25 protein-coding genes are annotated in these 25685 nt (G+C 46.6%); 7 read left to right on the forward strand and 18 right to left on the reverse strand.

The features are described from left to right. Positions 1-51 precede the first annotated feature (51 nt). Positions 52-1302, forward strand: a complete 1251-nt coding sequence (locus tag GCE9029_RS06670) for an Nramp family divalent metal transporter (protein WP_062661968.1) — start codon at positions 52-54, stop codon at positions 1300-1302. 103 nt (positions 1303-1405) lie between these two features. Here the strand turns inward: GCE9029_RS06670 and GCE9029_RS06675 are convergent, their stop codons facing one another. Both GCE9029_RS06675 and GCE9029_RS06680 read right to left on the reverse strand, forming a co-directional pair. Further along, complete coding sequence (locus GCE9029_RS06675; RefSeq protein WP_062661970.1) at positions 1406-1711, reverse strand: NIPSNAP family protein; 306 nt, start codon at positions 1709-1711, stop codon at positions 1406-1408. A 39-nt stretch (positions 1712-1750) separates the two neighbouring features. Then, entirely contained in the window at positions 1751-2107 is a 357-nt protein-coding gene (locus GCE9029_RS06680; protein ID WP_231870045.1) for a DUF1272 domain-containing protein, read from the reverse strand. A gap of 247 nt (positions 2108-2354) precedes the next feature. Here GCE9029_RS06680 and GCE9029_RS06685 point away from each other — a divergent pair, with 247 nt between their 5' ends. Beyond that, the gene (locus tag GCE9029_RS06685) at positions 2355-3572 is read left to right on the forward strand and encodes a DUF418 domain-containing protein (RefSeq protein ID WP_062661972.1); all 1218 of its coding nucleotides are present in this window, start codon (positions 2355-2357) and stop codon (positions 3570-3572) included. Positions 3573-3749: 177 nt separating this feature from the next. Here GCE9029_RS06685 and GCE9029_RS06690 read toward each other — a convergent pair whose 3' ends face one another. Together GCE9029_RS06690 and punR are read right to left on the reverse strand one after the other, a co-directional pair. Further along, the gene (locus GCE9029_RS06690; protein ID WP_157487779.1) at positions 3750-4262 is read right to left on the reverse strand and encodes a hypothetical protein; all 513 of its coding nucleotides are present in this window, start codon (positions 4260-4262) and stop codon (positions 3750-3752) included. 197 nt (positions 4263-4459) lie between these two features. Beyond that, a complete protein-coding gene (gene punR, locus GCE9029_RS06695) occupies positions 4460-5362 on the reverse strand; it encodes a DNA-binding transcriptional activator PunR (RefSeq protein ID WP_062661975.1) in 903 nt (300 codons plus the stop codon). A 100-nt stretch (positions 5363-5462) separates the two neighbouring features. Here punR and punC point away from each other — a divergent pair, with 100 nt between their 5' ends. Then, positions 5463-6674, forward strand: a complete 1212-nt coding sequence (gene punC, locus GCE9029_RS06700) for a purine nucleoside transporter PunC (RefSeq protein WP_062661977.1) — start codon at positions 5463-5465, stop codon at positions 6672-6674. A 78-nt stretch (positions 6675-6752) separates the two neighbouring features. On the opposite strand, the gene GCE9029_RS06705 is transcribed toward punC, so the two are convergent. Continuing rightward, positions 6753-7646, reverse strand: coding sequence for a LysR family transcriptional regulator (locus GCE9029_RS06705; protein ID WP_062661979.1), 894 nt, complete (start codon positions 7644-7646; stop codon positions 6753-6755). Positions 7647-7773: 127 nt separating this feature from the next. Here GCE9029_RS06705 and GCE9029_RS06710 point away from each other — a divergent pair, with 127 nt between their 5' ends. Continuing rightward, positions 7774-8445, forward strand: a complete 672-nt coding sequence (locus tag GCE9029_RS06710) for a type 1 glutamine amidotransferase domain-containing protein (protein WP_062661981.1) — start codon at positions 7774-7776, stop codon at positions 8443-8445. Positions 8446-8552: 107 nt separating this feature from the next. On the opposite strand, the gene GCE9029_RS06715 is transcribed toward GCE9029_RS06710, so the two are convergent. From GCE9029_RS06715 to GCE9029_RS06760, 9 genes are all read right to left on the reverse strand, one after another. Further along, positions 8553-9125, reverse strand: a complete 573-nt coding sequence (locus GCE9029_RS06715; RefSeq protein WP_062661983.1) for a class I SAM-dependent DNA methyltransferase — start codon at positions 9123-9125, stop codon at positions 8553-8555. Between the two features lie 190 nt (positions 9126-9315). Beyond that, positions 9316-10635, reverse strand: coding sequence for a DUF1501 domain-containing protein (locus GCE9029_RS06720; RefSeq protein WP_062661985.1), 1320 nt, complete (start codon positions 10633-10635; stop codon positions 9316-9318). After that, positions 10632-12158: a DUF1800 domain-containing protein gene (locus GCE9029_RS06725; protein WP_062661987.1), complete on the reverse strand. Its 1527-nt coding sequence runs from the start codon at positions 12156-12158 to the stop codon at positions 10632-10634. Before GCE9029_RS06725 ends, GCE9029_RS06720 begins: the two co-directional genes overlap by 4 nt. A 399-nt stretch (positions 12159-12557) precedes the next feature. Next, entirely contained in the window at positions 12558-14855 is a 2298-nt protein-coding gene (locus GCE9029_RS06730) for a penicillin acylase family protein (RefSeq protein WP_062661989.1), read from the reverse strand. Positions 14856-15040: 185 nt separating this feature from the next. Next, positions 15041-15397, reverse strand: a complete 357-nt coding sequence (locus GCE9029_RS06735; RefSeq protein WP_062661991.1) for a VOC family protein — start codon at positions 15395-15397, stop codon at positions 15041-15043. Positions 15398-15524: 127 nt separating this feature from the next. Further along, positions 15525-16406: a protease HtpX gene (gene htpX, locus GCE9029_RS06740; protein ID WP_062661993.1), complete on the reverse strand. Its 882-nt coding sequence runs from the start codon at positions 16404-16406 to the stop codon at positions 15525-15527. Positions 16407-16741: 335 nt separating this feature from the next. Further along, on the reverse strand, positions 16742-17731 hold the full coding sequence (locus GCE9029_RS06745; RefSeq protein ID WP_062661995.1) for a hypothetical protein: 990 nt from the start codon (positions 17729-17731) through the stop codon (positions 16742-16744). Between the two features lie 506 nt (positions 17732-18237). Next, complete coding sequence (locus GCE9029_RS06755; protein ID WP_062661999.1) at positions 18238-18564, reverse strand: ribonuclease E inhibitor RraB; 327 nt, start codon at positions 18562-18564, stop codon at positions 18238-18240. 129 nt (positions 18565-18693) lie between these two features. Then, the gene (locus GCE9029_RS06760; protein WP_062662001.1) at positions 18694-19323 is read right to left on the reverse strand and encodes a hypothetical protein; all 630 of its coding nucleotides are present in this window, start codon (positions 19321-19323) and stop codon (positions 18694-18696) included. Positions 19324-19727: 404 nt separating this feature from the next. Between GCE9029_RS06760 and GCE9029_RS26495 the strand changes: the two genes are divergently transcribed. Beyond that, a complete protein-coding gene (locus GCE9029_RS26495) occupies positions 19728-19904 on the forward strand; it encodes a hypothetical protein (protein WP_002535055.1) in 177 nt (58 codons plus the stop codon). Positions 19905-19956: 52 nt separating this feature from the next. Here the strand turns inward: GCE9029_RS26495 and bioD are convergent, their stop codons facing one another. Genes bioD through bioB form a run of 4 tightly spaced genes read right to left on the reverse strand, consistent with a single transcriptional unit; the run spans position 19957 to position 23676 of the window. Then, positions 19957-20637, reverse strand: coding sequence for a dethiobiotin synthase (gene bioD, locus GCE9029_RS06765; RefSeq protein WP_062662003.1), 681 nt, complete (start codon positions 20635-20637; stop codon positions 19957-19959). After that, positions 20630-21445, reverse strand: a complete 816-nt coding sequence (gene bioC, locus GCE9029_RS06770; RefSeq protein WP_062662005.1) for a malonyl-ACP O-methyltransferase BioC — start codon at positions 21443-21445, stop codon at positions 20630-20632. The genes bioD and bioC overlap by 8 nt, the downstream gene beginning before the upstream one ends. Continuing rightward, a complete protein-coding gene (gene bioF / locus GCE9029_RS06775) occupies positions 21442-22608 on the reverse strand; it encodes an 8-amino-7-oxononanoate synthase (protein WP_062662007.1) in 1167 nt (388 codons plus the stop codon). The genes bioC and bioF overlap by 4 nt, the downstream gene beginning before the upstream one ends. A gap of 15 nt (positions 22609-22623) precedes the next feature. After that, positions 22624-23676 carry a biotin synthase BioB gene (gene bioB / locus GCE9029_RS06780; protein WP_062662009.1) on the reverse strand — a complete coding sequence of 351 codons (1053 nt, stop codon included), beginning with the start codon at positions 23674-23676 and terminating at the stop codon, positions 22624-22626. A gap of 108 nt (positions 23677-23784) precedes the next feature. On the opposite strand from bioB, the gene bioA reads away from it, so the two are divergent. Then, positions 23785-25065: an adenosylmethionine--8-amino-7-oxononanoate transaminase gene (bioA, locus tag GCE9029_RS06785; protein WP_062662011.1), complete on the forward strand. Its 1281-nt coding sequence runs from the start codon at positions 23785-23787 to the stop codon at positions 25063-25065. 62 nt (positions 25066-25127) lie between these two features. Beyond that, positions 25128-25679, forward strand: a complete 552-nt coding sequence (locus GCE9029_RS06790) for an LON peptidase substrate-binding domain-containing protein (protein ID WP_062662013.1) — start codon at positions 25128-25130, stop codon at positions 25677-25679. Positions 25680-25685: the final 6 nt, after the last annotated feature.

Here is a 25685-nt window from a genome sequence, read left to right on the forward strand (position 1 = left end):
CGGAATTTACGCAAAGACAGACTCGAAGTTCACCCAATCAAGGAGGATGATATGTCCACGCAAAATGTCAACGTTTCAAAACCCAAATATACTTTTCTCGACAAAATAAAAGCCATTGGCCCTGCTGTTGTGATTACAGGGTCATTTATCGGGCCAGGCACTGTCACTACAGCAACAAGAACAGGGGCTGATTTCGGTTATGCCCTTATTTGGACAGTGCTGTTCGCGATTGTCGCTACCATCATCCTTCAAGAAATGGCTGCAAGACTCGGTGTGGTTACCCGCAAAGGCCTTTCAGAAGCTATCTCTTCTGCGTTTGAGAATCACACAGCGAGATACTTGATTCGAGGGCTCGTTGGCACCGCCATTCCCCTCGGATGTATTGCTTATATGGGCGGCGATCTAACTGGCTCTGCCGCCGGGTTATCGACACTGACAGGTGTTTCGACCCAAATTCTTGGTCCACTCGTGGGTATCGCAATTTTAGTGCTGATTAACTTCGGCCCTTTTGAGCTGATTGAAAAGGTCTTGATGGTGCTTGTTGCCACCATGGCTGTCGTATTTCTGATTTCCATGTTTGCCGTTGGACCTGAATGGTCAGAAGTGGCAGCTGGTTTGGTTCCGAGCATTCCTGAAGGTGGAATGTTTCTGGTTCTTGGCTTAATTGGCACCACGATTGTTCCATACAACTTTTTTGTTCACGCTATTAACGCCAGAAAAGCATTCAGCAGTACTGATCAACTCGAACTGTCCAAGCTCGATATTATCGTAGCCATTACCATTGGTGGGTTGATTACAGCAGCTGTGATGATTACGGCTGGCACGGTAATTCGTGGGGCTTCGGTGGAAAGTATCGCTACGATGGCTCAGGCGCTAGAGCCCGTGCTCGGGGACTATGCGAAAATCTTTCTGAGTGTTGGTTTGATTGCAGCAGGATTGTCCTCCGCCATCGTCACACCGTTGGGTGCATCGTATGTTCTGGCAGGACTGTTTGGTTGGAAATACGACAAGTCAGATAAGCGTTTCTTCTACACCAACCTTTCCATCTTAATCTTTGGCATATTTATTTCGGCGACAGGATTAAACCCTGTGTTTGTGATTATCTCGGCGCAGGTACTCAATGGAATTATTTTGCCAATAGCGGTGATCCTTTTGGTCATGATCACCAGCCAGTCGCGCTTCATGCGTCAATTCGTGAATGGGAAGGTGTCATTGTGCCTAGGCATACTGATTAGTTTGGTGACCTTGTTCCTGGGCTTGAAAAGCTTTATTTCCACTGTATCCGCACTCGCAGGAAGCTGATAGCCCAAGTAAAAATAAGAACCGCAGGACTGTGACATGTCTAACAAGCGGCACCGAGCCCAATATTTTGCAGCCTTGTTGGGCTGCTTTTTTAATGTACAGATCATTCAAAGACTGGGCGGAAAAAACTGCGCTCGTAACTGATAATACAAGCAGTCTCTGCTGCGAACTCGAAAGCCGCTTTGCAGGCCTCATCATCAAAAGATTTGGTTCGATATACTTCGTATCCCGCCAGGCTCGGAAACGTGAACAACGCCAGTGCGATATTATTCGCCCCCTCAGAAGGCAGAAAATAGCCGTTATGTTGACCGCCAAACTTGTTCACCAAAGGAATCCACATTTTGGCATATTGCTCGAACTCTGCCGTTTTCGTCGGGTCGATGACATACCTCAGATAACACGTAACCATCTCACTCTCCCTGTTTATCACGTCGTTTTGTTACTGGCATTAGCGGTTTTCAGGCGCAATATGTTTAAACTGCTCACCAAATGCTTTGAGTTCTTCAATGGTGTAAGGCGTATGCACCCGCTTAGTTGAAGGCAATTGATGATGAATACTCAACCCTTCACGCCGCGCTGTTTTCGGGCGAATAGGTCTAGGCATAAATCCACCGCCACAGTTTGGGCAAACGTTAGAAAGAATGTCTTCAACACAGGTCGCACAAAAAGTGCATTCGTAAGTACAAATCATCGCCTCGGTTGATTCTGGTGGCAGGTCTTTATCGCAGCATTCGCAGTTAGGTCTGATTTCCAGCATAGGCAGTTCCCTTTTATCAACGTGGTGCGTCAGTGCAATCACTTTCATCAGATACTACCTACTGGCGATTCTTAATCCACGGAAAGAAACATCAATTTTTCTGCAGGGTATTGATAAGAAGAATAAAAACTGCAACCCATGACATTCATCCGGTGAATTGTAGAGCCATGTATCATTCCCTCAGTTACATTGCTTACCCTATCCGCAAAAACACCTCTATCTCATTGAAACAACTTAACGAGTTACATATAGATGTCACAGCACAGTTTTTAATCATTTGAATGAGAGAAGTGAAATGACAACTGCACCGCCCAACCCAGCAGAACGGATACTCAGTCTCGATGTCATCCGCGGCATCGCGATTCTTGGCATTTTGTTTATGAACATTTTCGCCCAGCAGGCTTTGCCGGCTCTGGCGCTACATGCTCCAGATTGGCAAGGGACGGCGACTGATATGGATATGGCGGTGTATACCTTCCAAGCCATATTCCTTGATGGACGCTTTATGAGCCTGTTCAGTCTGCTATTTGGGGTTGGCTTGGTCATTCAAACGGAGAGTTGGCAGCGCAAACAGCAATCTGCGGGCAAGTGGATTTCACGACGACTGTTTTGGCTTGCTGTGATTGGTTTACTTCATGCAGCTTTCATTTGGCCGGGTGATGTCCTGTTTGTTTATGCCGTTACAGGTCTTGTTCTCTTCCGCGCCGCTAACTGGCGAGCCCGCACCCAGCTCATTTTGGGTGTTTTCTTCTTTTCATTAGCCGCATTGCTCTTTTTAGCGCTTTCCGCAGCTATTGCATTTGCGCCGCCGGAAGAAACCCCGCCTCCTATTATGGGCACCTACCTTCCCGTTTCTCCAAGCAAAGCTGCCGAACTAATTCAAACCACCACTGGCAACTACTTTTTTGAACAGATACCTTTGCGTTTAGAAATGTATTTCCGCGTTTATATATCGGGCTTACCCGTGCTCATGTTCCACGTCGGTGGTCTGATGTTGATTGGCATGGGGCTGTACAAAACAGGTTTCTTCAATTCATCAAAACGTTTAATTGTCTGGTGTGTGGTCGGCGCTTTAACCGCTTTTGCATCGGCATTTTTAGTGAACTTCAGAGGCGAAATCGGCTTCAACGAAGAGCTAGGCTTGGCATTGCAGTTGCTCAACATGTCCATGTCTCCACTCCTCTCATTGTGCTATGCCAAACTGCTGATATGGTTAGTGGAAAGACGGTCGGACATTGTTCAGCCTTTCGCTGCCTGCGGGCGCATGGCATTTACGCTATATCTTTCGCAATCATTCATTGCCGTGGCGATTTTCCACTGGCTACTTCCAGACCTGTACGGCACGTTAAACCGCGCCCCATTGATTGGCATCGTTGTGATAATGAGTGTGGTTCAAGTGCTGTTTGCCAACTACTGGCTGAAACATCACCGAATGGGGCCACTTGAGAAGATTTGGAGACGGTTGGCGCTGGGTAAGAAAATGACTTTAGGGATGAGTCAGGCAAAGGTCTAATCTCCGTTCTGATAAGAGTGATCTTGCCGCCTTTAGTTCGTTATACAAGGCGGCATAGAGTTACTGTTCCAAACACCAATTCAACCCAACCATAAAAGTGTTCGTACTAATTTCCTCCAATCAACCATTTGAAAAATAATAAAATATTATGATTTACCAACAGGTTTGAAAGCAGCCTTAATTACATAAGCTGGAAGATATTTGATCTTCGGTAATGGATGACAATTCTTTTGATAAAACAAACTTTCCACTCTCTATTATTATCTCAGTCCCCTGTAAAGAGTCATAAAGAACTAAGCTAACACTACCGAACGTGTTCATTTCCCAAGCTAGTCTGCTGCCTTCAACTTCTGTATAGAATTGTAGTGTGTTCTCATCATATTGAAGTTGCGTGTCATTTAGTAGGTAATTTGTGTCATTTTGAATTGCTTTTCGATAGCAACTCAAACCATTATCATACGAGTCCCCCAGATAATTGTAAGCTGTAATTTTTCCTTCATTATCAATAAATAAAACATTTTCATTATTGAAATGATTTGCTGCGTAAACACCTGACACGGATGCAAAGTCAGTCCCACTACCGCCATTGTCAACCGAATCAGTCGAAGCATCTGTACCACCAGAACTCCCTCCACAACCAAACAAAAAAGCGCCAGACAGGATCAAAATAAAAATACTATTAAATTTCAAAAAATTACCTCTTAAGTGGATTTTCACTAATCTAGGAATCTCAAAAAAGTTAAAACTCTATAACTTGAGAAGGGATGTAATATCGCAGTAAATGGTAGGAAAGGCCAAGCAATCACACTATTAAGCGAGATTAATTGCGACATTCAAAACAAAATTATTCACTTAATCAAAGGTGCCTCATGTAGGATACACATATTTCACTCCAACCATTCCCGATGCGCTTTCTCCGCATCACCCAGATAATCCAAAATCCAGTTCACCGCCGGGTTTTCTTTATCGGAGCGCCATGCAATACAACAGGGACTTTTAGCGGGAGGCTCTACCAGTGTTTTCTCAACCAACTCGCCACTTGCTAGATAAGGCTGAGCCATATGTGATGGCATGGCTCCGATCCCTAACCCTGAGCGAAAACACTGAATGGCGCTATGCCAGTTGGGTACAGTGAGGCGACGCTGGTTGTCGAGCAGCCAGGTGGCACGTTTGGGAAGAATGCGGGAGGTGTCTTCAAGACAAATTGCAGGGTAAGTCAGCAGTTGGTCATGTCTGAGTGGCTCAGGCTCTGCCGCCAAAGGGTGGTCTTTCGAAACCACAAACCGCCAGGTGAGAATCCCCATATCTCGATAGCTCAGGTTTCCGCTCACTGGCACAGCTGCTGTCGCGCCTATCGCAATATCTGCCCTATCGTATGCCAGTGCATCCCACACGCCATTGAACACTTCCATGGTCAGCAGCAATTCCACGTCAGGGAAAGCATCGTAGAAGTCCCGGACTAATGAATCGACACGATCTTCACGCACCACGTTATCAAGTGCCAGAGAGACACTTCGTGTCCAACCATTAGCAACACGCTGGGTTTGATCGCGAATTTCATCCATCCGCTTCATCAAGTCTCTTGCCTGTTGCACAAAGAACTCGCCAGCGGGTGTGAGTTTGACTGAGCGGTGTAATCGCTCAAATAAATTCACAGCAAGCTTCTCTTCCATCTGCCTGACGGTGTAGCTCACCGCGCTGGGTACTTTGTGCAATTCTTCGGCTGCGGCGGAAAAGCCACCACGACGTGCAACGGCATCGATAACTTGCAGATCTTGATAGGAAAACATACGAATCAAATTTTTTGAAAGCAATGTGGAAATTTTAGCGTTTCACAGCGCTTTTCGCTAGCAGTAGACTGCGCGCATATTGCAACAACGGATAAGTAAAATGAAAAATACTGTTCCTATGACAACAATGATTTGGTTTGCTGGTCTGAGCATGCTCGGTTTTCTGGCGACTGATATGTACCTGCCCGCTTTTGAAAACATCCGCCTTGAGATGGGTACAACTCAATCCATGATTGGTTTGTCGCTGACCGTGTTCCTGTTGGGCATGGCGCTGGGTCAAATCGTTTATGGCCCACTATCTGATCGCATTGGCCGCATTAAAGTGCTGGTAGGCGGTATGGCACTGTTCAGTGCTGCAACAGTAGCCTGTTTTATGGCCGACAGCATTGAAGTGTTCCTGGCTGCACGTTTTGTACAGGCACTGGGTGCGTGTTCTGCTTCTGTGATTTGGCAAGCGGTAGTTATCGACCGTTATGACAGCAAAACGTCTCAACGTGTGTTCGCCACCATCATGCCGTTGGTCGCTCTGTCTCCTGCCCTTGCACCACTGGCAGGTGCGGCACTGGAGTCTCAGTTTGGCTGGCGCAGCATCTTCATCGCACTGGTTGCCTTGGGCGCGGTATTGGTGATCACAACCCTGCGTCAGAAAGAAAGTGCGCCGGCAGTCAACAGCGACGAGAAGCTGGGTGCGAAACTGGTTAGCGATTACAAGAACATCATCAACTCGCGCAAGTTCGTTGGCAACATGCTGGTATTCGCAGGCTGTTCCGCAGCGTTCTTTGCTTGGCTGACTGGCTCTCCCTTCGTGATGACAGAAATGGGTTACAGCGGCGCTGACATCGGCATGAGCTATGTTCCACAAACTATCGCGTTCATTGTCGGTGGTTACAGCTGTCGTGCACTCTTGAACAAGTTTGATGGTTCTGTGCTTCTGCCGTGGTTCGTGGGCCTGTTCATCGCGAGTGTTTCAATCATTTTCGTGGTGTCTTGGCAGACTGATGTGACCAACATCTGGCCGGTACTGATCCCATTCTGCTTCCTGGCTGCGGCTAACGGTGCGATTTACCCAATCGTGGTAAACAAAGCGCTGGAAGAATTCAAAACCTGCAGCGCAACGGCAGCGGGTCTGCTGAACTTCCTGCAGACGATGATCTGTTTCGTGGCAAGTGGTGTGGTATCTGCATTGGCAATCCACGGTCTGTTGACGGTATCAGCGGTGATGATGGGAGCTGGCGCGAGTGTGGCGCTGGGTCTGATGCTGAGCTGGAACGTTAACCGCGTAGCAATTGAAGATAACGCGCAAGCAGCTTAAGCATCGCTCCAATTTAAAACACCGCCTGCGGTTTCGTGGGCGGTGTTTTTGTTTTTAGGTTTAAGCTTACCCTCTTCTTTATTCGTTCCACTCTTTGAAATGTTCGAGTAGATGGTCGATAGCGAGACGGGCCTTAAGGGGTAAGAATCGACGGTTTTGATACACCACCCAAGAGGTAATGTTCTTCGTCCAGTAAGGTTCGAGAACAGGCACCAAGCTCCCCTCTTCAACCGCTTTTAGAAAGCTGCTTTTTGGCATATAGCCAATGCCTAGTCCCACTTTACAAGCTTCAACCATGGCATTCGCATTGTTGCATCGGAAACGGCCAGATACCTTTATCGGCGTCTCTTTACCATTCCTTTCGAAGAGCCAGGTGTCGTTATTGGTAATGAGGCATGAATGCTTCACCAATGCTTGGGGATTCTCTGGCTCCCCATTCGCTAAAAGATATTCTGGTGAAGCAACCGCCATCAAGTTTCTGTTTGCTAGCTTTCGTGCCACCAGCCCGGAGTCCTGCAGACGACCATAACGAATCGCAAAATCAAAGCCGTCTTCAACAAAGTTCACGTGACGGCTACTGAAATCCAACTCGACGGCAAGATCGGGATGAAGTTTGGCGAACTCAACCAATGCAGGCGCGACAAATTGCTCAGCAAAAGAACCCGCCATACTGATTCGCAACGTTCCCTGCAAATCAAACTGCGCGCCTGTCACCATTTCATTGGCTTGGGAAAGCCCACTTACGAGCTCTTGGCATTGCAAGTAATACTGCTGCCCACTTTCCGTCAGCCTTACAGACCTTGTTGAGCGGGCAAATAACGCCGTTCCCAAACGCTCTTCCAAACGGGAAACCTGCCGGGATACATGGCTTACAGAACAGTTCAACCGCCGCGCAGCCTCACTGAATCCCTTTGCGTCAGCCACGGAGACGAACTCAACAATACCTTCAAAACTGAGCGAGCGTTTATTCATTAATTATTGCCATATAGCAAAGTCGGTTTTCCATATTAATGGATTATCACCTATATAGCGAAAGTATAGAGTGTATCCATCGAGCGACCTGACCCCCGCTCACCGATCAAGATAAAAGGATTACAGCATGAAAAAGATTCTGATCATTGTTACGAATCACGCCACACTTGGAACCACAGACCAGGCGAACGGCACATACGCACCAGAGTTGACTCACGCATTGGACGTATTTCTAAAAGCTGGCTTTGCCTATGACGTTGCTTCTATAAATGGTGGCGAAGTGCCTTTCTATGGCGAAGATATGGAAGGTGACGACGTTAACAGCCGTGTTTTCAACAACGATGAATTCCAGTCTCGTGTAAAGAACACTATTCCGGTGAGCCAGTTGAATGCCGACGACTACGACGCGATTTTCTACCCAGGTGGTTTTGGTCTGCTTTCTGACCTTGCACAACATGCTCCAACGGCAAGCCTAGCAGCCAAACTTTATGAAAATGGTGGTGTTATTGGTGCAGTTTGTCACGGCCCTGCGGCTTTGTTGCCAATCACGTTGAGTAATGGTCAGCCGTTGATTGCAGACAAAACGGTGACAGCTTTTACCCGTGAAGAAGAAGTAGATTTCGGCACCATCAATGATATTCCTTTCTTGCTAGAAGAGTCTTTGACGCGAAAGGCCACAAAATACAGCAAAATCCAACCTTGGGGCGTTCACGTGATTACTGACGGCAAGTTGGTGACAGGCCAAAACCCTGCAAGTGCGCATGGTGTAGGTGAAGTCATGGTTGAGCTTCTGAAGTAATCTCTCCTCGAAAAGCGACAAGTGAAAATTTAAACGTCAGTGAAGAGCAAAACTACTGTCTGCTCGACACTGGCGTTTCGTTTTTGTATGCGCTTTGGAGTAACTGGTTAGGCTTCTCGCTGTCCCACTGCCATGATGACCCTCATATCACCCATACTAAATGGGTTCGACATAGACACCATTTTGAGGCCTGCGTTTTCGTAAGCGTCTTCAATTTCTATTGCAGAAAAACCAACACTAGAGTCACTGCTTCTCTCCCAATCCCATTGTACGAGAACCCCATTGTCGGCAAGCAACATGGTCAACAAAGCGATGGTTTCTGGGTAGTCTGGAACAAATGCCAGCGCGGATGAAGCAACAATCACGTCGAAGCGCTGTTTGGCCTGTCGGCATTCGCGCACGAAGGCTTCATCAACAACACCTGCAATCGGAATCACGTTTGAAAGCGCTTTCCCTTCCAATACATCAATCATCTTTGAAGCAGGATCTATTGCTGTTATGGATGCAACTTCTGGAGAGAGCTTTTCAGTAAGAAGGCCTGTGCCGCAGCCAAAATCCAAAACGACCGCGTCCTTAATATTAATAAGTTCGCCGAGGGAGCTGAAAGCTTTCTCTGAATACACCATGACCGCTTCGTTTTCGTCCCACCCAGCGGCCAAATCATCCCAGCTTTCGCTCATTTTTGTTTCCTTACTTCTTGATGGTTGAATATAAATGGTATGGCATTTTGTATATTGAATCTATCAAGGTGAGTCAGAAAGCACTGAAATCGTAAGAATTAGAAAACCAGTATTGCGGAAGAAATCAAAAAAGCCCGCTTTTGCGGGCTTTGAATACACAGGGGATCTGAATACGCTTTTGCGCGCTGAATTACGCTGCCGCTGTTTGCGCCATTGGCCCACCAAACTTATACAAGTTAGGAAATACTGTGTTCAATGCACCGTTATTGAGCCCAAGCCATTGAACTACATGCGCTGCATACTGTTCATGGGAGATTTTAGGGATCAAGCGCCCTTCACCATTGTCATCCTGGCCACCACGCGTGAAGTCTGGGTAAGTACCGAAACAAGTACTCGCCTGCGCGCCACCGCCAAACAGGAAGTGTCCGCCACCCCAGCCGTGGTCTGTACCGTTACGCGAATTGTCATGCATCGTGCGGCCAAACTCTGATAATGTGCAGGTCAGTACATTATCTTCCAACCCTTCCTCTTCAAGAGAGGCGTAGAACGAAGCAATACCTTCCGAAAACTCTCTCATCAACTCATCCTGACGACGAACCTGATTGTCATGAGTGTCAAATCCACCGAGTGATACGTAGAACACCTGACGGTTATGGCCCAGCAATTGCGCACCTTCAATCATTTGCTTCACCGCACGTAGCTGCATACCAAGACTAGAGTCAGGGATACGCTTATCCATTGGGATAGACTCAACGATTGGGCTCATCTGGTCTTGCGCGTACATCGCTTGTTTCACCACATCCGCGTAACCTGCAGTCAGTGGCGAATCATAGTATTGGTTTGCATTGCTTTCGTAGCTTGAACGCATTGCGGCATTCTTAAGCATCTTGAAAGATTCAAAACCATTTCTGTTCACGAAGATTTTGTCGGTATCGTAAGCATCCAGCAGTGTATTCGGGCCAGTGTGGAATGCATTCGGCAAACCACCATAACTGCGCGACAGAACATCCATCGACATACCTAGCCAGCCATTTTCGCTGTAATCCTGTCCCATCCAGCTATGCTGCCACACTTCCTGCTGCTTGTTGTGCGCAAACAGGAATGGAGGCAAATCGGCGCGACCAGAAGCGATGTCACTTTGAGTAACTGGTGCCAGCAATGGACCAACATTAAGTGCAAAGTTTGCCTTACCTCTTTCGAACAAAGGCATAAGCGGTGTCATGCCTTTATGCAGGCCAAAGCGCACACCATTCGCATCACGAATATTTAGAGGGTGCACTTCGCTGTGTGAAACCACTGTCGAATTCCGTGAAGAGGCATATTTGCTGTAATTAGTGCTGTCTAAAGGTAACACTTGATGGAAAAAGTCATTACCACCAGCCAGGAAGACACAAACAAGGGCTTTATAATCTTCCGCACCGCTCGCCTGAACGCTTAAGCTCATTGGCGCGGCTACCGTTGCACCCGCAGCACCCAAAGATTTGATGAAGTTTCTTCTTGTCAGTTTCATGCGCGGTTCTCCTGAACGTGGAAATATGGTGATGCCAGAGCAACAAACAATAAACGCTGCACCCATTTGCCTGGGTTCAAGTTCATTCCGTTATATTGTTTATACATTGACTCTTTCAGTGAATTTGGCATCGCACCATTGAAAAAGCGTTCTGATGTTTCCTGAACAAAACCATCAATATCTTTTTTAGCAATCAACGCTTTAAAATCTTCCACATTGATATAGAGCTCTTTTCTTAATGGAGCACTTGTTTTCTGAAGATTCAGGCGAAGAATACCGTAAATAAAGTTGTGGACGTAAATAATATGCGACCAATCAATAATTTGTAATTCTGGTGCAACGAGATTATTTTCTTTCACAACACCTTTTGGCGCATAATCCGGCAGGTAGAAATTAAATACAGAAGGTGAACCCAGCGGATATTGGTTACAGGTTTTCAGATAAACCAAATCTGTTTCTACAACTTCACTCCCTGCTCCCGGCTTAACGTCAAGAGCGCGGTAGACAGCGACCAAAGACAACCAAGGCTCGCGCACTTTACTCATTGTCATTGGCGTTGCAGTGTAAACCTCAGGGTCAGTCAGGATTGCCCAGACCACTGCTTTCAGATCACCCGTAATGCCCATGCCATTATCGAGGAACACTTCCGCTACACGGCGCACGTAATCAGGCGATGGGTTGGAGCTGGTCAGGCGCTGAATAAGGCCATGTGATATGTGCGGTGCGGTCGAAGGATGATGCAGAAGCATATCCATAACCTGATCCATTTCCTGCTCTGCAGGCATGTTTTTCGGGAAACGGTGGCCCATTACCCATTTTTCACCACGGTCATGATCAACGGCGTTGTTCACCATTGGCTGAATCAGTGCATCATCGCTGTGATTCCAACCGGTAAAGATACGCGCCAGTTCCTGGATGTCTCTTTCGGTGTAACACGGGATTGGCTTGCCATTCCCATCCAGATAGTACGTCCCGTCAATGTCGCGCTCATACAAACCGATAGAAAAGAGCTGCATGATTTCGCGAGCATAGTTTTCATCTGGTCGGCGTCCACTTGCTGGGTCGCCTTTCATGTTGCCAACCATAGATAGGTATTGGCCCATCACCGGAGATACAGACACATCTTTCAGCAAGTCACGGAAGTTACCGAATGCATGCTGACACAGCAGATCGTTGTAGTTCGCGATAGCTGGCGCGTGGTTGGCGAGGTTGGAATCTTGGTCTGAAGCGACAAAGATTTGGGATAGTGCATATGCGACACGCTGTCGCAGTTGATCTTTTGAGTTGAATGCGACATCAAGCCAGGCTCTTACACGGGTTGCCTTAGAAGGTCTTTTACCGTAGCCCTGCGCCTCAAATTGCTTATGGCATTGCTCTAAATGAGATGTCGCTGGCAGTGAAGCTTGCTCGTCAAACCAAGCTTTTGCGCGTTTATTTACTAGGTCGTTTGCTTCGCCTTTTTTTGGACCAAAAGTCGCTAGGTCCAGCCAGCGCGATGCATGAGAAAAAGAATCAAATTGCATATCAAATACCCTCAAATTGCCCGAGCAATCTAGAGCGTCATTTATAATGCGACGTTTCTCTTTCGAATCACTCGGTACACAAATGAGAATATTCATACTTTTCTAATCAAAAAATGTTGTTGGAACAAATATAGATCACTACTTCAATATTTAATTAAATTATCAATATTGAAACATCTATTTGCTTGCAAATTTACACTTTAATAAGCTATGCAGACTCGTATCCTGAGGGAGAGAATATTCATCCACATGCAGATAAATTATCGCTAAATATCAATTATTTTCATCAAAAAATAAGATGTAAAAATAACCTACAGTCTTGCTAATTTCTTCATTATTCATTCATTTAGCTGCGTCATTATCATTAATTTGTAATGATAATTTAAAGTCTCGCCCTGTTTAATTCGGCTCAAACGAAATTTGTTGTACCGGAGGGCCAGGAAGCAAAGGCGTAAATGCATTATTGCTATAAGATTCAAAGCCTTCTCTATAGAAAGGCGATAGAGGGTGCCCACTCTGCCCTCCAGGGAGCGTTAAAACACCATTTACTTCATCGCCGGGCTGAACAATCAGACGCTGAGAAGCACCAAAAGTTCGCCCTTGAACCGCTGGCATAAAGCGATCTCCAAAGCCGGCTACTGGCGGCATATCCAGAATGCTACCAAGAATAGGGATCTGGCGGCTGAATGGATGCTGAACTTCGAGTTGATTTACCGCTCCCCACTTGAGTGCCTGCAAAGAGCCATTCGCGTGACCTGTCATTTCAATCATCAGGTTTTCACGCATCTCAAGGTATGCCATGACAAGAAACTGATTCCAATCGGTCATATTCTTCGGCAGCCAAGATTCAGGCTGCTCTTTCACCAACTGCCAAAGTGCGGGTTCAATTTGTCGTTCAATCAGGGAGAGTGAGAGTTGTTGCTCTTCAAGATTGGTTTCCAACGGCGCAAACAATCTGTCTATCAATGCATCGCGGTATTTGCGAACCAATGTATATCCAACAGAATCCTCGCAGGCACACTTATTCCAGCTGTTAAGTGCTTTTATGTCTTCCTTAAATAGTGTGTCATCCCGCGTCAGTAGTTCCAGTAACAGCTCATGCCACCGTTGAAGAAATACCGCTTCGTTGTCTAACTGAATCGCGTAGAAGTCTTCAATATCGAAGATGTTTTTTTCCATCAGCCGGTGCTTAATCTGCGCACTCCTTGCGCCAAGCGCGTAACCACCGTTTCCATAGCGCTGATTTTCTTTGGCGCTCACTACCCTGCTGTTACCTGTCCAAATTCTTTCTGATTTGGGGTTTACGATAAAAGGAACATCCGTTGCGCTTTGCTGCCAACGCTTGTCATATCCACTTGAAGGCTCTGGCCTAACGAGCGGTTGTCTTCTGTCGGGGATAGCCCCGGTTGCTTGCCAGGCAATGTTTCCCTCAGAATCTGCCAGCACCATGTTTTGCACTGGAATACCTGTTGCTTTACTAACATCCAGTGCCTGTTTGACTGTTTCCGCTTGCTCTAGCTTCATTAAATTGAGGTTCACAGCGTAGTCACGATGCGCGACCCAACTTAGCGCATATTTTTCTCCATCGATCACTCGGACTGGACCAAACTCGCTCTGTTCCAGCAGGTACTTATGTTCTCCCTCTTTGAGAGGAATCGTTTCAGTTTCCAGTCTGGTTTTATCTTTCGGGCTTAAGCGATACCAATCTGCTGTATCCATATAGCCATTGGTGAACCCCCAAGCGACATGACCATTAGAACCCACCACAATCGCTGGTGCCCCGGGTAAACTGACACCCGTTATCTGCAACAGATCATCACCGGATTGGATATTTAACTGGGTGCGATACCAGATAACAGGCACGGCGAGGCCAAGGTGCATGTCATCAGACAGCATGGCTTTACCATTACGCGTTAATGAGCCTTCTACTGCCCAGTTGTTGCTTCCTACCGCAATAGGCTTTTCTATCTCGACGTGCTGAGCTGTCTCTAACAAAGAAGAGGGCAACTCGGGAACAGGTTTTGACTTTATCTTAATGTTGGAGCCATCCAGAGCCGCTTGAAACGGCGAAGGCTGCAGCAGGAAAGACGCTATGTCTTCCCCAAATTGGCGGTATAGGGCATCTGTCAGCAAATCCCTTTCAAGGCTTCTACCTTGCAAATCCAGATACATGCTGAATATCGCCAGTAATGAATCTTCCGGTTTCCAAGGTTGGGGTTGAGTCTGCGTCACCAAATATTCAAAAGAAGGTACTGAGAACTGTGCCAGCGCTTCATTTACGCCGTTGGTATATATCTCAAGCTCCCGCTGATCAGCTTTGGACAATCGCTTGAATGCCTCTTCGCTTCTTTTACGGAACTGGTGAAAACGACGGTTTTCATCAATCGGGAGCGCTGCTTCTCCAAACAACGCTGAGAGTTCACCAGCTGCATTTCTGCGCAATAAATCCATCTGGAAGAACCTGTCCTGCCCGTGAGCAAACCCCAAGGCATAAGAGGCATCGGAGCGGTTCTGGGCGATGATGATTGCCGTACCCAAATCATCACGCTGAAGAAAAGTGGTGTCTTTAATGCTGAGGGTAGAAGTACTGCCAGATAAGGTTGGAAGGCTGAGCGTGAGCGCGCCGTAAAATACAGCGGTCGCGAGTAGCGCCAGCAAGATAGCACTATAGGTGACAAATTTAATTGCCTTGAGCATCAGTCTTCCATGACTCCTTGGTTTTCTTGGGTATAGTCAACACTGACTGGTTTATTAGACTTCGTGAATAGTAACTGCACGCATTGAATGTCATTTCAACACATTGAGGGCGCTGAAAAAATAACCACCCAAGCAAAAGTGGCCACAAACGTGACCGCAACGCCGGATTTTTTACAACTTGTCGCTTAAGTGTGACTATGTATACCTATCAAGTTTCCTTCACTGTCACGAAGCTGTGCGAAAAAGCCAAAGTTTTCACCAATTGCTGTTTTAGGGACAACGACAGCTCCTTCAGGTACACGGTCTAAAACATCCTCAATGCTGTTTACACCAAAGTAGACAGTAGTCGCTGAAGCGCCAGGCTCGCCCAAGACCAAAGCGCCGGTCGCACCATAGGCTGTTTCTTTTTCAACGGGGAACCAGGCCATTTGCTGCCCGCCCACTTCTTGTTTACTTAGCGTCATACCTAAAGCGGCTTCGTAAAATGTCATTGCTCTGTCCATATCGCTAACTGCAATTTCAAACCAACCCACAGGATTCATATTCCTTTCTCCTTCTGTGTTTTCTTGAAATCTAGCTGATGATTGTCTTCCTAGCAGAAAAAGAGGGGGATAAAAAACGCCCCCTTAAATAAGGAGGCGTTTTTATCAAAGTCAGGACGATTTCCTGTTACAGATGCTCACCTGTGTGCAGTGATGCAATGCGCTTATCCAATGGAGGGTGAGTCATAAACAGTTCACTAAGCGATTTCTTGCCATTGATGCCGAAAGCCATCATAGAACCTTCAAGGCGGCTCTCATGGCTCACTTTCAGGCGCTCAAGAGCTGCAATCATTTTCTCTTTACCTACCAGCTTGGCAGCGCCAGCATCCGCTTTGAACTCGCGATGGCGGCTGAACCACATAGTCAGAATGCTTGCCAGCAGACCAAACACAACTTCCAGAATCGAGGAAACGATGAAATAAGTAATGAAGCTGCCACCACCTTCACCTTCTTCGTCGCTGCTGTTAACGCCACTAATGGCACCGGCAATAAGACGGGAAATGAAGATAACGAAGGTATTTACGACACCTTGCATCAACGCCATAGTCACCATGTCACCGTTAGCAATGTGGCTCACTTCGTGTGCCAATACAGCTTCTGCTTCGTCGCGGGTCATGTTTTCAAGCAGACCGCTCGACACCGCAACTAAAGAGTCATCACGCTTCGCACCTGTTGCGAATGCGTTTATGTCGTCTGAGTAGTATATCGCAACGGTCGGCATTCCAATGCCCGCCTGTTGCGCCTGACGGCTTACGGTATTCATAAGCCAGTGCTCAGTCTCATTGCGAGGGTGTGCGATAACCTGGCCGCCTACTGAGCGCAGTGCCATAGATTTCGACATCATCAGCGAAATCAGGGAACCGCCGAAGCCAAACAATGCCGCCATTACTAACAGACCAGACAAGCTACCTGGTTGCAGGCCAGTGACGGCATATACGATGTTCAATACGATGCTGAAGACAAACAGTACAGCCAAGTTTGTCATCAGAAATAAAGCGATGCGTTTCATTGCGTCAATATTCTCCGAATCATGAAAGCGTATTACTCAAGCTACCTCAAGTCGCTGGTTCCAGTGACCTCAGCTAGCTTGGGTATACTTCTCGAATAGTAGGGTCGAAATGTGGAAAAACAAGCCTGTGTAACAATTTAAAACACAAATCACGAAAATTTATTGTTTTTGTTCTCTGGTCAGGGCGTTAAAAACAATCATTGCACATTTATCCCCTAGGGCTTTCGCAGCACAAGAACTACAACGTTTCTTTTCACTTTTTCAATTCCCTGTGGCATTGATACATCAGAACCCAACCATCAACGCCAATCAGTTCAAGGGCTATTTCTTGGGCTCTAGTTCAGTAAACACCCCTTGGGTACGGGCCATGACACTACTTTTCTATCTACACCAGCGGAGTAGCCAACGCCCTTTTGGTCTGTAGTCACGTGCGACACCCAGCCGTTATGAACTTCCTGAGTCACGTAAATCGTTGAGAGGTCTTTATTAATGAAGGCAATATGGCCATCAACGGTACCAATAGACAAACAACCACCCACATGACCTAATGATTCCACGCTGACCTGAAGAGGTAATGTCTTGATGAGGTTCCCGCGCTCATCCAGTTGCACTAACTTATTATTTTTCATAATGATAATGATATCGTTATGAAGTTTTATGGCTCCAATCACCTTCTCACTTCTGTCGGTCTTAGCAACATAACCGTCAGACAGGATGACGCCATTGTTTAAGTCTATGACTTTATGGTTATTGCCATCCTTTTTGAAGATGTGTAGGAATCTTTTGGATTCAGAGAGAGCATGATAAACCTGATAATTTGGCAACAATACCGGTATTTCTTTTATCTGTTCAAAACTAGGTAGTCTGTAAATACGCACCGGGCTACCTCTTGAGAATTTAATCATCGTTTCATCAGAAAAATGCCACTCAGTGTAATAGGCTGATGGCCGGCCATCTTTATCTGTAAGAAACGTATATTCATCATTTTTCTTAATGAAATTAAAAACAAATTTGTTCTTATAGTCTCCAAAGACTCTAATTACTTCGTCGTCTTTTTCGTCTTTAATAAAAGTAGAGAAATCTTCGAAAACTCTACTTTCTAAAAGCGTTAGAGCTGGTGACAACAAGAGGAGTTGGTCATAACCCTTGAAGTCATGGGCAGCATAGACACCATCATCTGCACCCAATAAGTAAGAGATGCCAGCGTCCAATTTCTTTTCCCCATTGACATCGAGAGTCACAGGCACTTTTTCGAGGTTGTTGGACGAACAAGCAGATAGCAAAATGGCACACATAACCAAAAAGAAAAATTTGAAACTGCTCATTTCATATCCTTATCTAATGAGACTATCCGAAGGTGAGATGCAAACTTATCTAGAACGGCTTAAAAGCTGAGAAGCGCTTTTGTAAACACCTCATAAACGCAATATCAGCTTTGCATTATCTCAACCTTACTCGTCGGAGATATGACTTCAAAATGCAATAGATCCGCGTTGTTATCGATTATAAACTTCACCGCAATGATAATAAAAAAGGAAACAAAAAAAGTAAGTAAGCTTCTGATTCTAAATTGAAATTGAGTAAGGCCATATAGAAATTTAACAAGGTGAATTGCCGCATAGACAAAAATTGCCATTGCAATCAATACAAGGAAAAAACCAACGTACTCCATCATTTCTCCCAAAACATATCTGCCGCTATCAAGGTTGTGCAAACATCAGTTGCCAAGCGCCCAACACTTCGAGAGCTCCGTGCTAAAAACTCATCTTCGTACTACAGCATATCCAATGGAATGCCATAGATCCTAGAAGGTTTCGTATGTGCCAAGCATCTACTCCTGCATTACACCCCAGCCATCTAGGTATCCTCTTACCAACGCCACCCTTTCGGCCAGAAGTTCCTGAAGCTCAAGTACTGAATCATAAGTTACCAACATCTTTTTGGAGATCTCTAGCTCCATTCCACCTTCGTCATAAGGACGCGTCTCAATATTTTCATATCGGGTTTTATCTGCGAGGAACATCCGTGCAACGCTATCAGCCTCTTTTTCAGTAGCGAAAACAGCATAAAAATCCACGACATGCTCTTTTGAGAAGTCAAAATTACTCTCCTCCATTCTTCGAAATACGTTGCCAATATCGTCATCAGGATATTTCATAGTTTCCCTTCCTGTAAAAGGTCGTGATGAACGGCACATCCCCGTCCAAAGAATCAGCTTAAGTAATTGGACTAAGGCGTACCAAGACTGAACGAGCCAGCCTTGGGCTACGAATATTTTTGATATATTTCATAGCCTTGGGTTAATATTTCGCTTGGTCATGACTTTGTAAATTATAAGAAGACAGAGTATGGCTAAAACATCTAATTGAATAAATCCATTTGAATCACTACCCATTGAAAATGAAGCAATATTCCCCCCAATCGAGAAGCCAAATTCAAGAAAGTTGTAAACGGGTAAAACCCAATCATATGTCAAGAACACCCCACCCAATCCGTAGTAGTTAAAATAGAAGCCACCAATCCCAAAAGAACACACCTGCAGCCCTAGATTTAAATATGATAGGAAGAAGTACTTACACTCTCTTTTTACAATTGAATAACCCGCGGCGATATTTAATGCTGCGATACCAAAGCCAAAAGCCGCATCTAAAAGTAACTGGTTGTAAACAGACAAGACACAGCCCACGATAGCAAGAACACCAGTGGCGAGTTGGCAATAACCTATAAAGGAAAAATACGATTCCCATCTCTCCGCTTTTTTCTGTTCCAAAGAAGCTTCATACATCTCAATCTCTTCTCGGCGAGAAGATATCTCTGCAATCAAACTCTTATAATTTTCCGGATAGGCATCTCCGTCAATTGTCGAGAGTGCCTCAATCAAAGACTTGGGAGAGTATTTTGAGTAGTCAACGTACATTGTCTTCCTTGAAATATAACTTGTGAACAATAGGCACTTCCCCGCCCAAAGAATCAGCTTAAGCGAATAAAAGATCGTGTGCAAAGTGTCGGAAAGACAACATGAGCAATAATGCCCTCACCCCATGAGCTGAAATCGTGATCCTGGATTCAAGATTCCATCTCACCCACTCAGGAACTTGCGAAGGAGCACAGTTTAAAACGCAAGTTCTTGCAAACATACGCCGTATGCTATTTTTTAAACGTGCGTAAAAACAGGTAACAGATAGAGGATGTTCGACTAGGGTATTAGACTTTTGTCGAGTTGTATTTGTCGCCAGAGAGGAATAACGTACGCATAAGGATGAAATGCCAAAAGGCATACATTGTGGCCCTGCAGGGACGCGATTCTAAGGAGAGAGAATCATGGCTGACAAAGAAAATTATCGTATGGCGATCGATATCCTTTGCTGTCACTTGGGAATGAGCTTTGACGAAGCTTGTGCCGAGTTGGGGCTTGCCGACGATGAGAACCAAAAGCTCAAAGAAGTGTCCGATGTTCAGCAATCGCTGATGGGCTTGCTGCCGGAAGATAGCAAATAAGCACCAAACCAAGTTCCAAAAAAAGCCAGCATTAAGCTGGCTTTTCTTTTTGCTACAACCCCAGTGGCGCGATGTCGATATACCCACTCAAATCACGTGACTTGATGGAAGGCATGTAAGGGATCTCACCCAACTTAGGTACCTTCAAGTGGTGTTCTAACGTTTTCACGATATCGCAGTAGTGCTCTGTACCCGGATTCACGCGGTTCGCGACCCATCCTACGATTTCCATGCCGTCTCTGCGAATAGCTTCAGCGGTCAGGTATGCATGATTTAAACATCCCAGCTTGATACCCACGACCAGAATCACCGGTAGTTTCTCGCCCACAACCCAGTCGGCCAGTGTTGTGTCATAAGTGACAGGCACTCGCCAGCCGCCAGCACCTTCCACCAGCGTGAATTCTGAACGAGACTGAAGGCGTTTCAAACCGTCAGACAGTTGGTTGAAATCTACCGTCTCACTTTCCAGCTCCGCGGCAATATGCGGTGAGCAAGCTGCATGCAAAAGACACGGATTCACGTCTTGGTAGCTAACTTCTACTGTCGTACATTCACGCAGACGAATGGCGTCTGAGTTCATTGGGCCTTGTTCTGTTTCTTTACTGCCTGCAGCCACAGGCTTGTAACCTGCCACACTATAGCCAGCCTTGGAGACGGCCTGCATCACCGCCATTGAAGCGACGGTTTTTCCAACTTCGGTATCCGTACCTGTGACGAAAAAGCTTTTATTCATTATTTATAGCTCCAAAGCAAACCTGATACGTAGCGGGTACTGTGCCATCTTCGTTTCGGTAAACGTCATATGCGCTTTCCAATTCAATAAAGGCACGTCTGCCGACTAATCCCGCACTTCTGCCCTCTTGTAAATGCGTAGCACCAATCCCTTTAAGGTCTTTCATCAGTGCCAACGCTGAGGGGTAATACTCCGTAATCGGCTTACATTCTATGTGGTAGTGGTTGCAGTGAGCTTGAGCGAGCGCAATGTTTACCTGCTTGTGCGATAAAAAGGTATTAACGTGAGACTGCCCATTTACTTTTCGCCAAGCCTGTTTCAATTCTTCAAGTGAACCTTCAAGCAAAGTAGTGAAGAGGATCTTACCTCCTGGTTTCACCACCCTTTTCAGCTCACTTATTGGCACCGAGAGATCATGACACCATTGTAATGCCAGTGAACTAAACGCGACATCAACGCTGTTATCTGCCAATGGCAGTGACTCAGCATCCGCTGAAATATAGTTCACGCTATCGCCACAACGAACCTTTGCTTGTTCGAGCATCTTGTCAGAAAGGTCGAGTGCGACCATGTCCGCACCCAACGCGAGCATCTGTTTGGTGAAATAACCTGTGCCACAACCCAAATCGATTACTGTTTTATCTTGCCAGTCTGTGTTCATTTCCATCAGCAAGTGACCGACCCGACGCTGAAACGCAGCGCTGCTGTCATAGGTCTTCGCTGCCCGACTGAAAGCGTCTTTAATCGCTTTCTTTTCCTCACCCAACATCGCGAGGGCATCCTGTTGAAAATCGACAGCCTGACTCATGACACCTCCCGCAAAATCTGGCTCAGTGTCTCTGCTAACGCTTTCACCTGCGATTCGGTTTGGTTGACTGACAACGTGATTCGAAGGCGAGAGGAATTTGCTGGCACTGTCGGTGGACGAATCGCCCCCGTCCAAAAACCCGAGGCTTTAAGCGATGTTGCGGCAATTTGCATACGTTCTACATCGCCCAATACAACGGGTTTGATTGGCGTTACCGTAGGAATGACTTCTGAGGCGTCAGCTAACGAAGAATGAAAAAGCTCAGAGAGAGATGCGAGTTTTTCACGACGCCAGGATTGTGTGCTGATGACCTCCACCGCTTGTGTCAAAGCATGTGCCTGAGCAGGAGGCATCGCGGTTGAATACACGTAGTGACGGGCAAACTGCGTCAAATAATCGTGGACACTCTCACTGCAAAGTACAGCCGCGCCCATCATTCCGAAGGCTTTACCAAAGGTCACGATCAGTATGTCAGGCTTAATACCTGCATGATTACTACTACCTCGACCATCTTCGCCTAGAATCCCACAGCCATGCGCATCGTCCACCATCAGCCATGACCCGTGAGCTTCACATTGTGCTTTGACATCAGCCAGTGGTGACAAATCACCATCCATGCTGAAAACGCCTTCTGTGGCCGTCAGCGTTGGGCTGCCTGCTTTCTGTAAAAGCGCGCCAAGTTTAGTCACATCGTTATGGGGGAAGCGTTTCATAGTGGCTTCAGACAGCATGCCCGCTTCCATTAAAGAGGCATGATTAAGCTTGTCTTGAAGCAGCAAATCCCCCTTTTCCAGTAAAGAGAAAATCACCGCCTGATTGGCAGAGAAACCACTGTTAAACAATATCGCTCGATCAAAGCCAAGCCAATTGCAAAGCTTGTCTTCCAAGAACTGGTGAGCTTTAGAGAAGCCAGTTACCAATGGCGAAGCTGTGCTTCCTGCGCCATAAAGGGAAAGTCCTTCTTGCCACGCTTTGATAAGGGATGCGTCCTGAGCGAGGCCAAGGTAATCGTTGCCTGAGAAATTAGCGAACTGGCGGTTGCCGCTGTCCGTTATCAGTCCGTCTTGGTGGCTGAATGCAGCCACCTGACGGTGAAGGCGTTGTTGCCGCCGCACTTCGAGCCTATGCTCAATACGGCTTTGCAGCTGGCATTGTTCTCGCATTGTAGAAGCGCGCTCCTAAACGTTCGCTTCGTAGAAGAGGTCGTCTTTACCCGGACGAGAAGCTACGCGCTCTGCCACTTGAGTCAAAAGCGTTTCTTCCTGAACCTGATCCGGTTTTTGAACAGCCTGCTCGCTGTTAATGCCCAGCTTCTTAAAGAGCATCATATCTGAGTCTTCATCTGGGTTTGGCGTGGTCAGTAGCTTACATCCGTAGAAAATCGAGTTCGCACCCGCCATAAAACACATGGCTTGCATCTGTTCATTCATGTTTTCGCGACCTGCTGAGAGACGAACGGCAGACTTTGGCATCATGATGCGCGCCACGGCGATAATACGAACGAAGTCAAAAGGCTCAACGTCGTCGACGCTTTCCATCGGCGTGCCTTTGACCTTAACAAGCATGTTAATTGGTACACTTTCTGGGTGATGTGGAAGGTTCGCCAGCTCAACAAGCAGGCCAGCTCGATCTTGTTTGCTCTCGCCAAGGCCGATGATACCGCCGGAACACACCTTCATACCTGCACCACGAACGTGAGATAGTGTGTCCAGACGATCCTGGAATGTGCGGGTAGTAATAATGTTACCGTAGTGCTCGCGCGAAGTGTCTAGGTTGTGGTTGTAGTAATCCAAACCTGCACCAGCAAGTTCGTTCGCTTGGTCCGAACTCAACATACCAAGTGTCATACAGGTTTCAAGACCCATCCCCTTCACACCTTTAATCATGTCTTTCAGATAAGGCATGTCACGCTCTTTCGGGTTTTTCCACGCTGCACCCATGCAGAAACGCGTCGCACCTGAATTTTTCGCTTTTTGCGCTGCATCCAGAACACGCTCTACCTCCAACAAACGCTCTTTCTCAACGTCTGTGCGGTAATGTGCGCTCTGGGGGCAGTACTTACAGTCTTCAGGACACGCACCGGTCTTAATGGAAAGCAGTGTGCTGACTTGCACCTGGTTAGCGGGTTGATACTGTCGGTGAATCTGCTGCGCTTCAAACATCAGATCCATAAAAGGTTTTTCAAAAAGGGCCTGCACTTCCTCGACAGTCCAATTATGGCGAACGTCCACCTGTCTTTCCTCAAATTGATTAAACGATAACTTGTCCAGTCTAAGGTCGCCCTTTACAATGTCAACAGCAAACACTTTCTATGGTTTACAATTGGACGATTATTGAGCATGGATATCGCATTCGACCGCAACCACATTTGGCACCCATATACATCCACCATTAACCCCTTGACTTGCTATCCCGTTAGCCGGGCGGAAGGCGTTCACATTTATCTGGAAGATGGCACCAAGCTTATTGACGGCATGTCGTCTTGGTGGGCAGCGATTCATGGCTACAATCATCCCGCATTGAATGAAGCTGTTACATCTCAGCTTGCCAACATGTCTCACGTGATGTTTGGTGGCATCACCCATGAGCCAGCGATCGAGTTGTGTAAGAAGCTGGTAGCGATGACACCGCCTTCTCTTGAGAAAGTATTCCTTTGTGATTCAGGCTCTATTTCTGTAGAAGTCGCGCTGAAAATGGCACTTCAGTATTGGCATTCAAAAGGAGAAAGCCGGGCGAAGTTCTTGACGCTTCGCCACGGCTATCACGGCGACAGTTTTGCAGCCATGTCAGTGACCGATCCAGATAACTCAATGCACAAGCTCTATAAAGGGTTTTTACCGGAACATATTTTCGCGGACTCACCGCAATGCGGATTCCACGATGAGTGGGACGAAAATGATATTGCCGATTTCAAAGACAAACTAGAAAGCAATGCAAAGCAAATAGCAGCTGTGATCCTTGAACCTATCGTTCAAGGAGCGGGTGGGATGCGGATTTATCACCCAACCTTCCTCAAACGTGTCAGGGAGCTATGCGACGAGTTCGGCATTCTTCTAATCTGCGATGAAATCGCGACAGGTTTTGGCCGCACAGGCAAGCTTTTCGCTTGTGAACACGCTGGTATCGAGCCCGACATTCTCTGCCTGGGCAAAGCCTTAACGGGGGGCTATATGACCATGGCTGCAACTATCACTTCCAAGCATGTTGCAGACACAGTGTGTGGCGGTGAAGCGGGTTGCTTTATGCATGGCCCAACCTTTATGGGAAACCCTCTCGCTAGTGCTGTGGCCAACGCCAGCCTTCAATTACTTCAAGACACCCCTTGGCAAGAAAAAGTACTTGGTATCGAAGCAAAGTTAGCTGAATTACTTCCAACATTGCTGGAAACGCCACACGTAAAAGACGTGCGTTGGCTTGGTGCTATCGGTGTGGTGGAAACTCACTCACCCGTCGATGTCGACACCATGCAAAAACACTTCATTAACAAAGGAGTATGGATCCGTCCATTTGGTCGACTGGTTTACATCATGCCGCCATACGACATGAACAGTGTGCAATTACAGCAACTGGTTGAGGCTATTCGTTCTGGCTTGAATGACTATTTTGATAACAAAGGTTAAAAAACGGTGATCGCACACATTGTTCCCTCCGTAAATTTCTACGTGATTTTATGGAGGTTTCAATGCACTTAGGTCTTTTCCCACTACCACTGTTTTTATTGCCTGGCGGTGTCACCAAGCTGAGAATTTTTGAGCCGCGCTACGTGCGTCTGGTCAAAGAATCTATGGCGAGCGACAGTGGCTTCGTTCTGGCAATGAAAGACGGTGATGCAATATGCCGCTTTGGCACGCATGTAAAGATCGTCGATTTTGAAACCCTGCCCGACGGCCTTCTTGGTATAACCATACGAGGCCTATCCCGTGTCAAACTCGACAACATAGGACAGGAAGAAGACGGGTTATGGATTGGCGATGCCGAGGCATTACCTGACTGGAATGAAGTCGAAGTTGCTGGAGTATTGGGCGAAGCGCTAGAAAACCTGTTTGATGCGCACCCTGAACATGCCTCCCAATATCACAGCGAAAAGCAATTTGACGATATGTTGTGGGTCTGTCAACGCTGGTTGGAAATCCTTCCGCTCGCAAACAATCAACGCCAATGGTTTTTGGCACAGCAGGACCTACAAGAAGCAAAACAATTCATTTCGTTGCTCCTCACAGAAGAAAAAATTTGATGTATT

Origin of the sequence: Grimontia celer, assembly GCF_900055185.1 — a bacterium.
GTDB classification, from domain to species: Bacteria; Pseudomonadota; Gammaproteobacteria; order Enterobacterales; family Vibrionaceae; genus Enterovibrio; species Enterovibrio celer.

Coding starts and splice junctions, on each gene's coding strand:
- GCE9029_RS06720 (WP_062661985.1), bottom strand. CDS start 10,635: ATGAAACTGACAAGAAGAAACTTCATCAAATCTTTGGGTGCTGCGGGT.
- GCE9029_RS26495 (WP_002535055.1), top strand. CDS start 19,728: ATGGCTGACAAAGAAAATTATCGTATGGCGATCGATATCCTTTGCTGT.
- GCE9029_RS06685 (WP_062661972.1), top strand. CDS start 2,355: ATGACAACTGCACCGCCCAACCCAGCAGAACGGATACTCAGTCTCGAT.
- GCE9029_RS06735 (WP_062661991.1), bottom strand. CDS start 15,397: ATGAATCCTGTGGGTTGGTTTGAAATTGCAGTTAGCGATATGGACAGA.
- GCE9029_RS06755 (WP_062661999.1), bottom strand. CDS start 18,564: ATGAAATATCCTGATGACGATATTGGCAACGTATTTCGAAGAATGGAG.
- GCE9029_RS06725 (WP_062661987.1), bottom strand. CDS start 12,158: ATGCAATTTGATTCTTTTTCTCATGCATCGCGCTGGCTGGACCTAGCG.
- GCE9029_RS06680 (WP_231870045.1), bottom strand. CDS start 2,107: ATGAAAGTGATTGCACTGACGCACCACGTTGATAAAAGGGAACTGCCT.
- GCE9029_RS06675 (WP_062661970.1), bottom strand. CDS start 1,711: ATGGTTACGTGTTATCTGAGGTATGTCATCGACCCGACGAAAACGGCA.
- bioF (WP_062662007.1), bottom strand. CDS start 22,608: ATGCGAGAACAATGCCAGCTGCAAAGCCGTATTGAGCATAGGCTCGAA.
- GCE9029_RS06730 (WP_062661989.1), bottom strand. CDS start 14,855: ATGCTCAAGGCAATTAAATTTGTCACCTATAGTGCTATCTTGCTGGCG.
- punC (WP_062661977.1), top strand. CDS start 5,463: ATGAAAAATACTGTTCCTATGACAACAATGATTTGGTTTGCTGGTCTG.
- GCE9029_RS06705 (WP_062661979.1), bottom strand. CDS start 7,646: ATGAATAAACGCTCGCTCAGTTTTGAAGGTATTGTTGAGTTCGTCTCC.
- GCE9029_RS06715 (WP_062661983.1), bottom strand. CDS start 9,125: ATGAGCGAAAGCTGGGATGATTTGGCCGCTGGGTGGGACGAAAACGAA.
- GCE9029_RS06710 (WP_062661981.1), top strand. CDS start 7,774: ATGAAAAAGATTCTGATCATTGTTACGAATCACGCCACACTTGGAACC.
- punR (WP_062661975.1), bottom strand. CDS start 5,362: ATGTTTTCCTATCAAGATCTGCAAGTTATCGATGCCGTTGCACGTCGT.
- htpX (WP_062661993.1), bottom strand. CDS start 16,406: ATGAAACGCATCGCTTTATTTCTGATGACAAACTTGGCTGTACTGTTT.
- GCE9029_RS06760 (WP_062662001.1), bottom strand. CDS start 19,323: ATGTACGTTGACTACTCAAAATACTCTCCCAAGTCTTTGATTGAGGCA.
- GCE9029_RS06745 (WP_062661995.1), bottom strand. CDS start 17,731: ATGAGCAGTTTCAAATTTTTCTTTTTGGTTATGTGTGCCATTTTGCTA.
- bioA (WP_062662011.1), top strand. CDS start 23,785: ATGGATATCGCATTCGACCGCAACCACATTTGGCACCCATATACATCC.
- bioC (WP_062662005.1), bottom strand. CDS start 21,445: ATGAGTCAGGCTGTCGATTTTCAACAGGATGCCCTCGCGATGTTGGGT.
- GCE9029_RS06790 (WP_062662013.1), top strand. CDS start 25,128: ATGCACTTAGGTCTTTTCCCACTACCACTGTTTTTATTGCCTGGCGGT.
- GCE9029_RS06670 (WP_062661968.1), top strand. CDS start 52: ATGTCCACGCAAAATGTCAACGTTTCAAAACCCAAATATACTTTTCTC.
- bioD (WP_062662003.1), bottom strand. CDS start 20,637: ATGAATAAAAGCTTTTTCGTCACAGGTACGGATACCGAAGTTGGAAAA.